Source organism: Paenibacillus sp. FSL R10-2199, assembly GCF_038000235.1.
Taxonomy (GTDB): domain Bacteria; phylum Bacillota; class Bacilli; order Paenibacillales; family Paenibacillaceae; genus Paenibacillus_AQ; species Paenibacillus_AQ phytohabitans.
Genome location: NZ_JBBOBO010000001.1, coordinates 1,149,100 through 1,162,505 on the forward strand (window position 1 = coordinate 1,149,100; position 13,406 = coordinate 1,162,505).

14 protein-coding genes are annotated in these 13,406 nt (G+C 53.6%); 8 read left to right on the top strand and 6 right to left on the bottom strand.

From position 1 onward, the window contains the following. Positions 1-8: 8 nt before the first annotated feature. From NYE33_RS05130 to NYE33_RS05140, 3 genes are all read right to left on the bottom strand, one after another. Positions 9-896, bottom strand: a complete 888-nt coding sequence (locus NYE33_RS05130; protein WP_341064967.1) for a diacylglycerol/lipid kinase family protein — start codon at positions 894-896, stop codon at positions 9-11. A gap of 144 nt (positions 897-1,040) precedes the next feature. After that, positions 1,041-2,000, bottom strand: a complete 960-nt coding sequence (locus NYE33_RS05135; RefSeq protein ID WP_341064968.1) for a catalase family peroxidase — start codon at positions 1,998-2,000, stop codon at positions 1,041-1,043. Positions 2,001-2,080: 80 nt separating this feature from the next. Continuing rightward, on the bottom strand, positions 2,081-2,536 hold the full coding sequence (locus NYE33_RS05140; protein WP_341064970.1) for a GNAT family N-acetyltransferase: 456 nt from the start codon (positions 2,534-2,536) through the stop codon (positions 2,081-2,083). A 166-nt stretch (positions 2,537-2,702) separates the two neighbouring features. Between NYE33_RS05140 and NYE33_RS05145 the strand changes: the two genes are divergently transcribed. Next, positions 2,703-3,044, top strand: coding sequence for a zinc ribbon domain-containing protein YjdM (locus NYE33_RS05145; RefSeq protein WP_042140457.1), 342 nt, complete (start codon positions 2,703-2,705; stop codon positions 3,042-3,044). 159 nt (positions 3,045-3,203) lie between these two features. Here NYE33_RS05145 and NYE33_RS05150 read toward each other — a convergent pair whose 3' ends face one another. Next, positions 3,204-4,238 carry a C40 family peptidase gene (locus tag NYE33_RS05150; protein ID WP_340948624.1) on the bottom strand — a complete coding sequence of 345 codons (1,035 nt, stop codon included), beginning with the start codon at positions 4,236-4,238 and terminating at the stop codon, positions 3,204-3,206. A gap of 181 nt (positions 4,239-4,419) precedes the next feature. On the opposite strand from NYE33_RS05150, the gene NYE33_RS05155 reads away from it, so the two are divergent. The 4 genes from NYE33_RS05155 to NYE33_RS05170 all read left to right on the top strand — a co-directional run bounded on the left by NYE33_RS05155 (position 4,420) and on the right by NYE33_RS05170 (position 8,313). Beyond that, on the top strand, positions 4,420-5,100 hold the full coding sequence (locus tag NYE33_RS05155) for a TetR/AcrR family transcriptional regulator (protein WP_341064973.1): 681 nt from the start codon (positions 4,420-4,422) through the stop codon (positions 5,098-5,100). A 62-nt stretch (positions 5,101-5,162) separates the two neighbouring features. Further along, positions 5,163-6,095: an ABC transporter ATP-binding protein gene (locus NYE33_RS05160; protein ID WP_341068596.1), complete on the top strand. Its 933-nt coding sequence runs from the start codon at positions 5,163-5,165 to the stop codon at positions 6,093-6,095. Further along, on the top strand, positions 6,092-6,841 hold the full coding sequence (locus NYE33_RS05165; RefSeq protein WP_341064974.1) for an ABC transporter permease: 750 nt from the start codon (positions 6,092-6,094) through the stop codon (positions 6,839-6,841). Before NYE33_RS05160 ends, NYE33_RS05165 begins: the two co-directional genes overlap by 4 nt. A gap of 53 nt (positions 6,842-6,894) precedes the next feature. After that, positions 6,895-8,313, top strand: coding sequence for a DHA2 family efflux MFS transporter permease subunit (locus tag NYE33_RS05170; protein ID WP_341064976.1), 1,419 nt, complete (start codon positions 6,895-6,897; stop codon positions 8,311-8,313). Positions 8,314-8,346: 33 nt separating this feature from the next. On the opposite strand, the gene NYE33_RS05175 is transcribed toward NYE33_RS05170, so the two are convergent. Beyond that, a complete protein-coding gene (locus tag NYE33_RS05175; protein ID WP_042140450.1) occupies positions 8,347-8,775 on the bottom strand; it encodes a MarR family winged helix-turn-helix transcriptional regulator in 429 nt (142 codons plus the stop codon). Between the two features lie 119 nt (positions 8,776-8,894). Between NYE33_RS05175 and NYE33_RS05180 the strand changes: the two genes are divergently transcribed. Beyond that, complete coding sequence (locus NYE33_RS05180) at positions 8,895-9,479, top strand: NAD(P)H-dependent oxidoreductase (protein WP_076243645.1); 585 nt, start codon at positions 8,895-8,897, stop codon at positions 9,477-9,479. Here the strand turns inward: NYE33_RS05180 and nudC are convergent. Beyond that, positions 9,463-10,365, bottom strand: coding sequence for an NAD(+) diphosphatase (nudC, locus tag NYE33_RS05185; RefSeq protein WP_340948630.1), 903 nt, complete (start codon positions 10,363-10,365; stop codon positions 9,463-9,465). The two genes, NYE33_RS05180 and nudC, sit on opposite strands and share 17 nt — an antisense overlap. 229 nt (positions 10,366-10,594) lie before the next feature. On the opposite strand from nudC, the gene NYE33_RS05190 reads away from it, so the two are divergent. After that, positions 10,595-11,449 (top strand): SDR family oxidoreductase, encoded by an 855-nt coding sequence (locus NYE33_RS05190; protein WP_042140448.1) that lies wholly within the window; start codon positions 10,595-10,597, stop codon positions 11,447-11,449. 154 nt (positions 11,450-11,603) lie between these two features. After that, positions 11,604-13,217 carry a copper amine oxidase N-terminal domain-containing protein gene (locus NYE33_RS05195; RefSeq protein WP_341064978.1) on the top strand — a complete coding sequence of 538 codons (1,614 nt, stop codon included), beginning with the start codon at positions 11,604-11,606 and terminating at the stop codon, positions 13,215-13,217. Positions 13,218-13,406 lie beyond the last annotated feature (189 nt).

Sequence of the window (13,406 nt, forward strand, 5' to 3'; positions counted from 1 at the left end):
CTGGACAGTCACTGCTCCGGAACAATAACCCGGATGTGACGCGGAATCGTGCTTAGCCGGATTGGGAGCGGCGGGCCTTCTTCACCATCGACATTGGTCTTCACCGGCTCGGGAGAGTGCACCGCGACTTCTCTGGCCGTGAAGTAGATAACATCTTTATGATTTCTCAGGTTGCCGAGCAGCAAAGAGATGCTGACTGTAACGGTGTTCAGCAGATTAAGATCCTTGACGATGAAGCAGTGAAGCAGCCCGTCATCTACAGCAGCACCGGGCGCAAGCTTCTCGAAGCCGCCTACTGAATTCGTAAGCGCCGCGATAAACAGCGGCGAAGAGCCTTCCCAGATCTCCCCGTCATGCGTAATGGTCAGAGCGTGTGCGCTGTTGCTGGCCAGCTCCTTAATGCCTTCTTTCAGATAAGCCAGGAAACCCAGCCGGGTTTTGTCTTCGGTGGTAACAGAAGAGAGTGAGCCGGCCAGTGAGCCCGCAGCAACCACATTTACGAACAGCCGGTTGTTCAGCCGGCCCATGTCGACTCTTTGCGTACGGGAGGAAGAGAGCGTCCGGATGGCATCCGCAGGACTTAGCGGAATCTGCAGGGCACGGGCGAAGTCATTCACCGTTCCCATGGGCACAATCCCCAGCGTAGGGCGGTGCTCCTGATCGGCAAGCCCGTTCATGGTCTCGTGAAGGGTGCCGTCTCCGCCGATGGCCACCACCAGATCATAGCCCCCGCTGCATGCCTGCACGCAGAACGCAGTGGCATCCCCCTCCCCGGCGGTTTCATGGATGGTAACCTGATATCCTGTGCTTTGCAGAATCTCTTCCGCACTGCGGATATAGTCCCGCGCGTCTGCTTTGCCGGACGCGGGGTTGATGATAATCATAGCCTGCTGCATACTGCACTCCTCTCTGTGTGTCTGGATTATTATCCATTACCCAACCAGGCCTAGCGATTGAATCAAAAGCGCCAAAGGGCAGCAAAAAGTCCCTTTGGCGCTTAATTTGTATCCGGGCATCCTCCGCCGCAGCTCCGGCCGGGATTACCTTCCTTCACTTCGTCTATGATGAGAATCGGCATAGGCTGCGCTGCGGAAGTTAAGTATCGGATCGTCCGACAGCTGTATCCCGGACGTGATGGCGGTGGGGTCCATTACCAGCCCCTCCGGTTCCGGAATGATCTCCGAGATATGCAGCCGGCCGAGATCGATTCTCCGGCGGTCCTCAGGCCAGGCACGGGTAGGGTCATCCGTCGGGTCCCCTTCTTCACCGAGAACAGCTACAAGCTGGAAGATGGCCGACTCATCCTTGAAGCGAAGCTCAAGTTCATCCTCCAGATAATGCTCCGGCTGCTGCGCCGCATCCTCAGCTGATAATGTACGCACTCCCGTCTCGGGAATCCACTCGAACCGCACGGGCTGCTGCCTTCCCTCTGCATTCACCAAATAATAAGCATGAATGCAGTAATAATGGCTCTCTGCGTAGCTGGCAGGCGGCTTCAGCCGTTTCACGGCCAGCAGACTCGTCTTGCTCTCGCTGAAGTGGACCGTGATCTCCTTGATCAGCTCCAGCGTCCCGAGTGTGCCAGCCTGTGCGCGGTGGGCCGTACGGACAATATCTATGAATGACTCAGGGGTGCGGGCAAAAAAGACAGGTATCGTCACTCCGACCAGATTGGTAATCCCTCCATCCGGCAGGCTAAACTGGACCGCCATTCCTTTGGCGGGCGAGAGAAGGTCCGCCAGCGCCGGATCGGTGGAGCTGCCCGAGAAACGGACCACTGCGTCCACCTGCTGCTCCTGTAGGTGTGCAGCGGTGGTGAATTCCATGCCCAGGCCGCTTGGCCGGAAGAAAGCACGGCAGCAGATTCCCTTGGCATGCGCGCGGCGGTATCCGGGATGAACCCCGGACAGATCCTCGATCGCGTCTACGGCCTCAGCGGCCAGGCTGGAATATTCGTCCCCGCTTGCGGGAAGATGGCTGATCCGATCAGATGTATTCATGCCCTACTCACTCCTCGTAAGATCATTTGTACCCGGACAAGCTGCATCAGTTGGATCATAGTTATTACCACACCGGCTTTTTACTTAAACTGCTTCTCGTAGACATCCACTTCATTATTGTGGTTATCCATGGCACTTCTGATCCGGACATAGCCGTTCGCAGTCCAGAATGCTTCCCCGGCCTTATTCTCCAGCTGAACCGCCAGCCTGACCGCGTGCAAGCCTTGCTGCTTAAACATCTGCTCCAGCTCATGGACGGCAGTCTTCCCGATACCCTGCCGGCTATACTGCTGGTGAATAACCAGAAGCCCGATCCATGGATGATGATCCTGTCCGTAATCGGGAAGGTAGGTAATTAGCCCGGCGTAACCGCTATGGGCCTTGATGTACAGCATCTTTTCTCCCATTTCGAGGTTCTTCCTGTTGTCTTCGCGGATCTCCAGCGGATGGAGGTACGCTTTATGCTCCACCATAAGGTTGAAGGCAGGCTGGGAATTAAGGATTGAGGCTTGAATCTGAAGGCTTTCCGGAGACAAGGGGTCGGAAACTTCTTCTAATTGGATGATGATAACCACCAGCTTTCTATTAGATGAATATCTAATTAGATGATAATATAATTGTCGCTGGCTAGCAAGCTATATGCTAAAATTAAGCAGGATTATCCCAAAAAAAGTGCTTAAGCAGAAATGGAGAAAAGAAATAATGAATGAATTACCAAACTGCCCGCAGTGCAGTTCCGTGTACACCTATGAGGACGGAGCGCTTCTGGTATGCCCGGAATGCGGACATGAGTGGTCTTTGAACACAGAGAATGCAAGCAACGTGGACCAGAAGGTGGTTAAGGATTCGAACGGCAATGTTCTGGCTGACGGGGACACCGTAACGGTGATTAAGGACCTCAAGGTAAAAGGCAGCTCATCCGTTCTGAAGATAGGCACTAAGGTGAAGAACATCCGGCTGGTGGAAGGCGACCATGATATCGACTGCAAAATCGACGGGTTTGGTGCGATGAAGCTGAAGTCGGAGTTTGTCCGCAAAGCATAAAACAGAAGAACCGGTATCTGAACCCCAGCGGGCAGCAGATTCCGGTCCTTTTATTTCTTGCTGATAATGGATTATCCAAAGAGCAGGGCCGGAACCGTGTCACGCATTGCATGGATTCCAGCGCCCTGCCTTGGTAGAGGAGTAAGAATGTACTTGATGTTATAAAATTCTGCGTGCGGTAACGAAACGTTTCTTCCACTGGCTGCCGAACGCCTCGATATGTACACCGAGGTCTTTGGAATAGGTATGCAGCATCTGATTATTTCCGGCATAGATAGCCACATGTCCAATATCAAGCCCGCGGGCGCTGAAGAACAGCAGATCTCCCGTGCGCAGCTCGTCCACTCCCACCTCAGTGCCTTCCAGCGCCTGGTCATAAGACACACGGGGAAGCTCGACCGACAGCGTGTCCGCAAATACCCGTTTCACAAAAGACGAGCAGTCGAACGTATCGGTCTGATCCGGCGAAGCCCCGAATACATAAGGCGCATTCAAATATTTCTTCCCGTAGGCAATCAGTGCGTCCCCTTGCTTCTGCAGCAGAGAGGCACTTCTGTAATCCGTATATTTCGGCTTGGAGGACAGATATCCGGTCACATGATCTTCCGTCCGCACCTCCAGCCAGAGGGCATTCACTTCGCGGATGACCTTGATTTTGCTGCCTGCGGGTAGCAGGGCAAGCGTGTTGGCTTCACTGTCCGAGTCCGGGGAGCTGCGCAGATTAACCCCCCATGTAATCGAGGTGTTATAGGCTGCGGCTGAGGAGATTAAGACGGAACCTGTGGATGCTTCCCAGGTGACGGTGCTGCCCAGGGCCTCACTGACGAAGCGCAGAGGAATCATGCTGTAGCCCTGCGACAGCTGCCCCGGTACGCTCAGGGTGAACGGTTGCCCGTTCAGCCGGGCAGTGGCTGAGCCAAGGGTGTAGGTCAGGGTAGTGCCGCCTTTGGTGGCCGTCACGGTCTTGCTGGTATTATTCCAGGAGAGCCCGGCGCCCTGGGCTTCAAACAGGTTACGCATGGGTACGAGCACAGTACCGCTGATATTCAGCGGCCGGGCTTCGGGCTGAAGCTGCTGCCCGTCCAGATAGATGGAGATAGGCTTAATCGTAGTGGCTGCTTCTGCATGGACAGAGGCTGGAGCTAACAGGGTCAGCCCGAGCAGGGAGAGCAGCGCAGTTCTTCTTGTTGTCATGGATTCATCACCTTATGGATAGATTTAACTCTATACATTGGACGTTGCCGGGAAGAAATGGTTCTGTGCCAATTGTTGGAAGGGGAGGCCGACCCAAGAGGAATGGGCCAGGCCTAATTGAGCTGCACTTGACTTCTGCAGGAATTCATCATAAAATCTAACCAGTTAGTTATAAACGGAGGTGGCAAGTATATCATCCGCAGAAAGTAAACGCAGCCCCAAAATCTACGATGCTGCCCGAACCAGAGGGATTATTCTTGATGCTGCCGAGAATATCTTTGCAGAACTTGGCTATTCAGCGGCAAGGATTGATGTCATTGCGAAGGCGTCCGGGTACAATAAAAGTCTGATTTATCAGTATTTTGGCGACAAACTGGGTCTATATACAGAAGTGGTCAAACGCGCGGACCAGATTGGCGAACAGATTACAGGCACGTTCGTTAGCGGATTATTGAAGAATGAGAAGCTTGCATCGGACCCTGAGGCGTTCAGGAGCTTCCTGGAATCTATGACCCGGGAGACGGTATCATTCCTCCTGGAACACCGGAGTTACCTGAGAATTCTATTCTGGGAGGCCGCTGAAGACTGGAAGACCTGGAATCAGATCACCTATCGTCCGGACGATGCTACGCAAATGCATGAATTAGCCTTAGCCGCACAGAAGAACGGAATCCTTCGCCAGGATCTGGACCCGGCGTTGTTTCCTATTCTGATTATGAATGTGACTACAGCTACCCTGCAGTCGTCTTCACGGTTTGAACATTTGCTAGGGACACTCGATTCCCCGCAGATGAGAGAAGAGACCACCCGGCAGATCGTGCAATTTATTATCCATGGCGTTATGGAGCCGTCTTTGCTGTAAGAGGCGGCTGTTTTTTTGGACAAATTATAAACAACTAGTTAGTTTTAAAATGAAAGAGAGTGATGATGATGACCGCGATCATTCAGACAGAAGGATTAACCAAGCATTTCGGCAGCCATCATGCTGTGAATCAGCTGTCTATTGAGGTGAACCCGGGGGAAATCTACGGATTCCTCGGACTGAACGGAGCAGGCAAAACAACAACCATCCGCATGCTGCTGGGCATGATCCGCCCTGATTCGGGGTCCTCCTATGTATTCGGACAGCGGGTGGATGCGGGCAGCCATAAGCTGTGGGCGAATGTAGGGTACATGGTCGAGACGCCCTACTCCTACCCTGAGCTGACCGTCCGCGAGAATCTGGAGATTATCCGCAGGCTGCGGAGTATTCCTGACCGCAAGGCCATTGACAGCATCATCGATAAGCTTCAGCTTACCGCTTACCGGGACCGCAAGGCAGGGACGCTCTCCCTCGGCAACGGGCAGCGGCTGGGACTCGCCAAGGCCATGCTGCATCATCCGCAGGTGCTGATTCTGGATGAGCCAACGAACGGGCTTGATCCGGCCGGGATTGTAGAGGTGCGGGAGCTGCTCCGGGAGCTTGCACTTCAGCACGGCGTAACGATTTTTATCTCCAGCCATATTCTCGGTGAGGTCTCCAGGCTGACGACGCGGATTGGCATCGTGCATCAGGGCCGGCTGCTGCAGGAGGCGGATGTGAAGGAGCTGCAGCATCTGCTCCGCAAGCGCCTGCTTGTGCAGACCCGGGACACGGCCAGTGCCCGGAAGAGGCTGATTCAGGCCGGATATGCTGTGCAGGAAGCCGGAGAGGGAACGCTGCTGCTTGCCGATGAACGTGCTATCGCGAACCCGGACCATATCTCCAAGCTGCTTGTGTATGCGGATATGCCGCCCACGCTGATTCAGGTGGAGGAAGAGGATTTGGAGGCTTATTTTCTAAGAATGATTGAGGCTGAAGGAGGAAAGAAAGGATGAATCAATGGATATCAGCCTTGGGGGTAGAGGTGCTGAAGCTTCGCCGTTCCAGGCTGTTCTGGATCTCGCTTGCCGCCAGTATGATGGTGCCGGTCATGATCGGGCTGGTCTTCTCGGGAACGATTGGCTCCCAGAGCAGCTTCGAGGGTGAGATCAATATGGCGGGACTCCTGAAGGAGCTGGGTATTGTGATCTCTATGGGGGGCCTCATCGGATTCGGATTTGTGTTCAGCTGGATCTTCGGCCGGGAATATTCCGACCGCACGCTCAAGGATCTGCTGGCCCTGCCGCTGTCCAGATACGGGGTGGCCGCCGCCAAGCTGCTTGTTGCCGCTGTCCTCAGCATGGGGCTGGCGCTAATGGTGTTCATCGTCGGCTGCCTAACAGCAAGGATTGTCGGCTTGGATGGATGGAGCCTGGAGGTCATTCTTCATGGCTTCGGACATTACGCGGAGGTCAGTCTCATGGTGATCTGCCTGAGCATACCTGTGGCGTGGATGGCTTGTATCGGCCGTGGTTATATGACTCCGCTAGGTGTGGTTCTGCTGACCATTGTAGTTGCCCAGTTCGGCGGGGCGCTCGGCATTGTGGAATATATTCCATGGGCCATTCCCGGATTGTTCAGCGGCGCTTCGGGGGAGGAGAGCTCCCATCTGGAGGCGATTAGCCGTATACTTCCGTATCTCACCGGCGGCATTGGCGTAATAGGTACTCTTGCCTGGTGGCGTTATGCCGACCAGACATAGATCAGGCGGACTTTTAGAAGGTTATCAATACGTATCAATGGAGGGGAATTAATATGGAGAAAATACCAAAGGGAACCGTACTAATCATGGCTATTCTAATTATCGGGACTATGCTCGGGCTGCTGAATCAATCTTCACTGAATACAGCACTGCCGAACATTATGGGCGATTTCCAGGTGTCCACGAGTACTGCCCAATGGCTGACAACGGCTTTTGCACTGGTTACAGGCATTGTGGTTCCAATTACGGCTTTTCTGATTCAGAGGTTTACAACCAAGCAGGTCTTCGTCTTTGCCATGGGTATGCTGACTGCGGGAACGCTCCTGTGTGCGGTCTCGCCGAATTTCGGACTGCTGCTCACCGGAAGAATCGTGCAGGCCGTCGGAGTGGGCATCATGCTTCCCCTGGTGCAGACGTTAACGTTCATCCTGATCCCGGTTGCCAAGCGGGGGTTCACGATGGGGATGATCGGGCTTGCAGTTAATTTCGCCCCGGCCATCGGACCTGTATTGAACGGGTGGCTGGTAGAGGATCATTCCTGGCGTTTGCTGTTCTATATTCTGGCTCCATACTCGCTGCTAATCACCGTCATTGGAGTCTTTCTCGTTAAGAATGTTACCCCGCAGGTGAAAAGCAAGGTGGATGCGTTATCCATGACGTTATCCTCGCTTGGCTTCGGCGGCGTATTATACGGATTCAGCGTCTCCGGCAGCAGAGGTTGGGGAAGCACGGAGGTGCTGATCTCCCTGGCGATCGGGTTCATTGCGCTGGGCCTGTTCGTCTGGCGGCAATTGACCATGGAGAATCCTCTGCTGGAGCTGCGGGTATTTACTAGTCCTGCTTTTACTATGGCTACAGTGATCAGTATGATTCTGATGATTATCATGCTGAGCGCCCAATTGCTGCTGCCTATCTACATGCAGACCATGCTTGGTTATACCGCGCTCAAATCAGGTCTCATGCTGCTCCCCGGTGCGATTCTCATCTGTATAATGTCGCCCATAGCGGGCAGGCTTTTCGATAAAATAGGTGCCCGGACGATGGTCATCACCGGACTCGGCTTGACGGTCCTCTCTGCCTTGCTGTTCTCGAATCTGACAGAGCATACGACCTATACGTTCCTGATGGTCGGCTACTCTCTGCGGATGGTCGGCGTCAGCCTGACCTTGCTGCCGGTCATCACCAGCGGGATGAATTCCCTCCCGCCTGCCCTGATCCGGCATGGGATTCCCGTGAATACCACGCTGCGGACCGTCGCCGGTTCCATCGGAACAGCGCTGCTTGTCACCATAATGACCCATAGCGGTGGCGGCCAGAAACAAACGGGAGATGTCCACAGCTTAATTCACGGGATGAATGTGGCTTCTATGGTAACGACAGGAGCCGCAGTAGCTGCGCTGATCCTGGCTTTCTTCATCAAACGCAAGGAAGCCCCTGCCGAGATTCCGGCGAAGGGCGTTGCTGTGAAATAACCAATGGTGTAATAGGGATAGGATAGTCTAGGCTTAATAAAATACTTTCTGCTGCAAGAGATCGAGCGCCTGCTCGATCTCTTTGCGTTCTGCAGCCGTTATACCCGCAATACGCTGCTCGAACCGGACGGCGATCTGCTGAAAGGCTTCGTTCATCAGCGCTTCGCCTGCGGCAGAGAGCATAATACCCTGCTTGCGGCGGTCATCCGGGTCGGTGATCCGGGTACAGACGCCCTTTTGGCTGAGCTTTTTCACTTCACGGCTCGTATTGGGCATCGACATCTGCATACAGTCACTGACCTCGCTGAGTGTTACCGGCTGGCTGACGGCGATGTATTCGAGAATTTTATATTGCAGCGGCGTTAAGGCCTCTGATTTCACATCTTTGGTAATATCGTTTGTTATTTGATGGACGGCAGCACTGAAGGCTACGAATTTCTGGAACAGCTGGTTGTTGTCCATAAGATCACCTCAGAGGAAAACATACCAAATTAATTATCAAAAAACAATTATCATTTGACAACTAAATTAAAACTATGCTATGTTTTTGTTATCAAATGATAACTAAAGGGGATACACTGATGAACACACTCGTTATTTATACACATCCGAACCACCGCAGTCTCAGCTATGCCTTTCTGCAGGAAGTGCTGCGCGGCAGCAAGGAGAATACGAAGATTAACGAAGTCAAAGTGCTTGATTTGTATGAGGCCGGATTTGATCCGGTGCTGGTGTTTAATGAGAATAAGCGCAGACGCGATATGTACCGTGATCCGGAGCTTGAGGAATACAGGGAACAGCTGCTGTGGGCCGATCAGATTGTGCTGGTCTATCCGATCTGGTGGGGAAGACCGCCGGCGATGCTGATGGGGTACATTGACCGCATGTTCGCTTCAGGCTTCGCGTACCGCGATAAGGGAGGACTATTGCCGGAAGGGCTGCTCAAGGGGAAGCGCGTTATCTGCATCTCCAGCATGAAGGGGCCGGCCCACTATCCGCTGCTGTGGCTGAATAACTCCCACAAGGCGCTGATGCGCAAAGCCCTATTTAATTTTGTGGGCATCCGCAAGGTGAAGTTCTTCGAGTTCGGCAGCATGGAGAGTCCGAAGGGCAAGCAGAGCCGTAAGCTGGAGCAGATTTACCGCTATTTCAAGACGGTAGGCTGAATGGGGTCCCGTCTATAATTTCCTTGTCCGCAGCTGCACCTGACTCAGATTGCTGCTCTACGACCCAGTCGATGATTTTGCGGGCGATGCTGACCGGCGGCGGAATAACGGGTAATTGATCTGTAGGGAACCATGCGGCATGATCAAGCTCTTCGCCGTCGACCGTTATTTCCCCGCTCTCATACTCTGCAAGGAAGCCGACCATCAGGGAATTGGGAAAAGGCCACTGCTGGCTGCCGAAATAGGTTATATTCTTGACCTTCAGGCCGACCTCTTCCATAGTCTCACGCCGCACACAATCCTCCAGGGTCTCACCCGGCTCGACAAAGCCGGCAATCAGCCCGTACATCCCGTTCTGGAAATGCGGAGCATGGGCGAGCAGAAGCTGATTATCTTTCAGAATTGCTGTAATGACGGCAGGCGCAAGCTGCGGGTAACTAACCAGCCCGCACTGCGGGCAGATCCGGGACCGTTCCGTCAGAGAGTGGGCGGTCTCGGTTCCGCAACGGCCGCAGAACCGGTGATTGCCGTCCCAGACCAGCAGCTGGAGCGCTTTCCCGGCAAGATGGAACAGGTCTTCCTCCAGCACCTCATATAAGGAGCGCAGCGGACGGAAAGCGAGGCCCGGCGGCTCGGGAGCTTCCGCGCTTACCTCTGAGGCGTAGCAGGGGAGACCCGCGAAGGTGCCTAGGTAGAGTATGCGCAGCGGCGTAACCGCCAGCTCTTCAAGGGAGCGGGCCATAGGGATGCCAGGAGGGGAGGAAGGCTCCGTAACAAGCAGCTTGCCGGATTGGAAGATGAGCTGGCAGGCCTCGCCGGTGAATTCAGATTCCGGAGTCAATCCCGGAACATAACGTGTATAGATGCTTTCTCTCTGTTTCTCCATTATGCAGAACCTTTCTGAAAGGGAATTTGTCTATTAAGAATAGCATGATAAGGGAATGCTAACCATTCAGCGTTATGCGCATCCCATACCTGTCATCAGCTGATGAAACAATCCATTTGACATTCCGTCAACATGTAACTACAATGGTTACAGGAGAGCGAATCACCTATGTTTACGGGAAATAACAACTGCTATTCAAATAAAAGATACTCATAATGGAGGAATTGAAATGAAAATCGCATTAACAGGAGCAACGGGTCAATTTGGTTCCATCGCAGCAGAGACCTTACTCAAGACCGTACCGGCTGAGAATATTGTAGCCAGTGTCAGAAACCCGGAGAAGGCAGCTGAGCTGCAAGCACGCGGAGTCGATGTCCGTCATGGCGATTTTGATCAGCCGGAGACGCTGGATGCAGCCTTTGCCGGAGTAGAGCGTCTGCTGATTGTCTCGGCAGACGGTGACAATGATACACGTATCCGCCAGCATAAGGCCGCTGTGGATGCCGCTGTCCGTGCGGGTGTAGGCTTCATCGTCTATACCAGCGTAGGCGATGCCGATAACAGCTCCCTGTTCCTGGCACCGGTACACCGTGCTACCGAAGAGTTCATCCGTGAATCCGGCATTCCTTATGCCTTCCTGCGCAATAACTGGTATCTGGAGAATGAAGCCAGCTCCATTCAGGCCGTGAAAGCCGGCGCACCTTGGTTGACCTCCGCGGAAGACGGCAAGGTGGGCTGGGCCACACGCAGCGATTATGCCCAGGCGGCTGCTGCGGTTCTGGCCGGTGAAGGCCGTGAGAATGTCATTTACGAATTGTCCGGCAAGCCGCTCACCCAGGCTGAACTGGCAGCCGTGATTGGTGAGGTGCTCGGGCAAGAGGTTAACGTACAGCAAGTAGATGACGCTACTTATGCGAAGATCATGGCCGGTGCAGGCGTACCGGAAGCTGCGCTGCCGATTGTAGTTGCCATCCAAGGCGCGATCCGCGACGGTGCACTGAATATCGAGAGCGGTGACCTGGAGAAGCTGCTGAACCGTCCGCTTACACCGCTTAGTGAAGGTGTACGCCAGCTTTTGGCCTAATCTCCTATCCCGGCATAGCAGCCTATGATGCCTATTTTCAAAAAATTCCCCACTTGCTAAATTTAGCGTGTGGGGATTTTTTTTGATCTATGGGTGATCCATACCTGAACTGTCCGCGTAACACTCATAACACTAACCTAAGGAGTGAAGCGAGATGACAATGAAGAAATGGATCGTTCCCATGTTAAGCATGACCTTGCTGATGCCGACAATGGCGGGTGCAGCGTCGCCGGCTGCTACAGCAGTGAAGGCATCGGTCAACACACCGGCAGCTGAACTGAGAGCCGGACTGGATTATTTGCTCTCCGAGCATTTCACCCTGGCGGTAACGGCCATGACCAAAGCCTATGACGGAACACCGGATGCGGCGGCCGCCTACAAGGCGCTTGATCAGAACGCACTCGATATGCAGCCGGCTATTGCTTCGCTGTATGGCGATGCAGGCGCAGCTGAATTCGAAAGAATCTTCCGCGCCCATAATCAGTACACAGAGGATCTTGTGAAGGCAACGAAGAACAAGGATACAGCCGCAATTCAAACGGCAGAAGATAAAGTAAGCGGCTTTGTAGACGAATTCGGCAATTTCCTCGGCACGGCGACAGAGGGCAAGCTTCCGGCAGCCGCAGCGAAGCAGGTCATCCGCAGTCACGAGGATCATGTCCAGGAGGTATTCGAGGATTATGCAGCGGGCGATTACCAGGGCGCCTATGAGGCCTACCGTAAAGGCTACGCTGAAATGTTCGGCATCAGTAAGGCATTGTCGAGCGCAATCGTTACCCAGATGCCTGCCAAATTCGAAAGCACCAAAGCCGATACCAAAGCAGCTGATCTGAGATCCGCACTCAATCAATTGGCTGGCGAGCATTTCGCCCTGTCAGTTCTGCAAATGCAGGAGCAATACGAGGGAAGGGCCGCTTCAGATGCGCTGATCCGCGCGGAAGCCATGAACACGACTGACTTCAAAGCAGCCATTGCCTCCATCTATGGGGCAGAGGGTGCAGCGGCATTCGAGCAAATCTGGGTAACGAACCATGTCAACGCCCAAGCTGATTTTGTATCGGCAGTCAAAAATAAGGATGCAGCAGCCAAAGCCGCGGTAGAGACGCGTATCGCCGGATTCGCAACTGAATTCGCCGCGTTCCTTGATTCGGCAACCGCAGGCAACCTGCCTAAGGCTGCAGGCCAAGCCGCGCTGACAACCCATGAGAATCAGGTACAGCAGGTGCTTACGCAGTATGCGGCGGGCGACTACACCGCTTCTTACCAGACGAACCGCGAGGGCTACAAGACCATGTTCAGTGTCGGACAAGCGCTGGGCAATGCGATTGTAACGCAGTTTAACGACAAGTTTCAGGAAGCAGCTACACCCGCTACAACAGATCCTGCAGCAATGACCAAGGTCTGGATGAAGGTAGGCAGCGGCGTGCTGAACATTAACGGCACTGTAACGCAAATGGATACAGAGCCCTTCATCTGGAGCGGCATGACCTACATTCCGCTTCGTTACCTGAGCGAAGGCATCGGGGCTGAAGTGAAATGGGATAAAGGGGCGCAGCAGGTCACGATTAAGGCAGGCAGCGACACACTGGTATTCTGGATGAACAAGGACTTCATGGAGGTCAACGGGATGAGACAATCTGTTGGCGCCAAAGTATTTGTGAACGACGACAACAGAACAGTCGTACCTCTCCGCTTTATTACGGAGCTGCTTGGCTGGGATGTACAATGGGGTGGAGATAAATCCATCACGCTAACTAAAAGCATGTAGGGTGAGGCCATAAACCCTTCAGCCTAACCGTAGAATCCCCGCAAACGGAGCACTTGAACAGTGCCCGCTTGCGGTTTTTTTTCGTGCGAAATCCATTTTTTACATTGACAACCTGTCCAGGCAACTATATATTTATCGATAATGATTCTCATTATCGTATAAAGTTGCACAATGTTATTTGGGATGAGG

Excerpts from the sequence above, each read along its gene's own strand:
- nudC (WP_340948630.1), bottom strand. The coding sequence starts at position 10,365 with ATGGAGAAACAGAGAGAAAGCATCTATACACGTTATGTTCCGGGATTG.
- NYE33_RS05135 (WP_341064968.1), bottom strand. The coding sequence starts at position 2,000 with ATGAATACATCTGATCGGATCAGCCATCTTCCCGCAAGCGGGGACGAA.
- NYE33_RS05170 (WP_341064976.1), top strand. The coding sequence starts at position 6,895 with ATGGAGAAAATACCAAAGGGAACCGTACTAATCATGGCTATTCTAATT.
- NYE33_RS05190 (WP_042140448.1), top strand. The coding sequence starts at position 10,595 with ATGAAAATCGCATTAACAGGAGCAACGGGTCAATTTGGTTCCATCGCA.
- NYE33_RS05150 (WP_340948624.1), bottom strand. The coding sequence starts at position 4,238 with ATGACAACAAGAAGAACTGCGCTGCTCTCCCTGCTCGGGCTGACCCTG.
- NYE33_RS05195 (WP_341064978.1), top strand. The coding sequence starts at position 11,604 with ATGACAATGAAGAAATGGATCGTTCCCATGTTAAGCATGACCTTGCTG.
- NYE33_RS05175 (WP_042140450.1), bottom strand. The coding sequence starts at position 8,775 with ATGGACAACAACCAGCTGTTCCAGAAATTCGTAGCCTTCAGTGCTGCC.
- NYE33_RS05145 (WP_042140457.1), top strand. The coding sequence starts at position 2,703 with ATGAATGAATTACCAAACTGCCCGCAGTGCAGTTCCGTGTACACCTAT.
- NYE33_RS05180 (WP_076243645.1), top strand. The coding sequence starts at position 8,895 with ATGAACACACTCGTTATTTATACACATCCGAACCACCGCAGTCTCAGC.
- NYE33_RS05165 (WP_341064974.1), top strand. The coding sequence starts at position 6,092 with ATGAATCAATGGATATCAGCCTTGGGGGTAGAGGTGCTGAAGCTTCGC.
- NYE33_RS05160 (WP_341068596.1), top strand. The coding sequence starts at position 5,163 with ATGATGATGACCGCGATCATTCAGACAGAAGGATTAACCAAGCATTTC.
- NYE33_RS05130 (WP_341064967.1), bottom strand. The coding sequence starts at position 896 with ATGCAGCAGGCTATGATTATCATCAACCCCGCGTCCGGCAAAGCAGAC.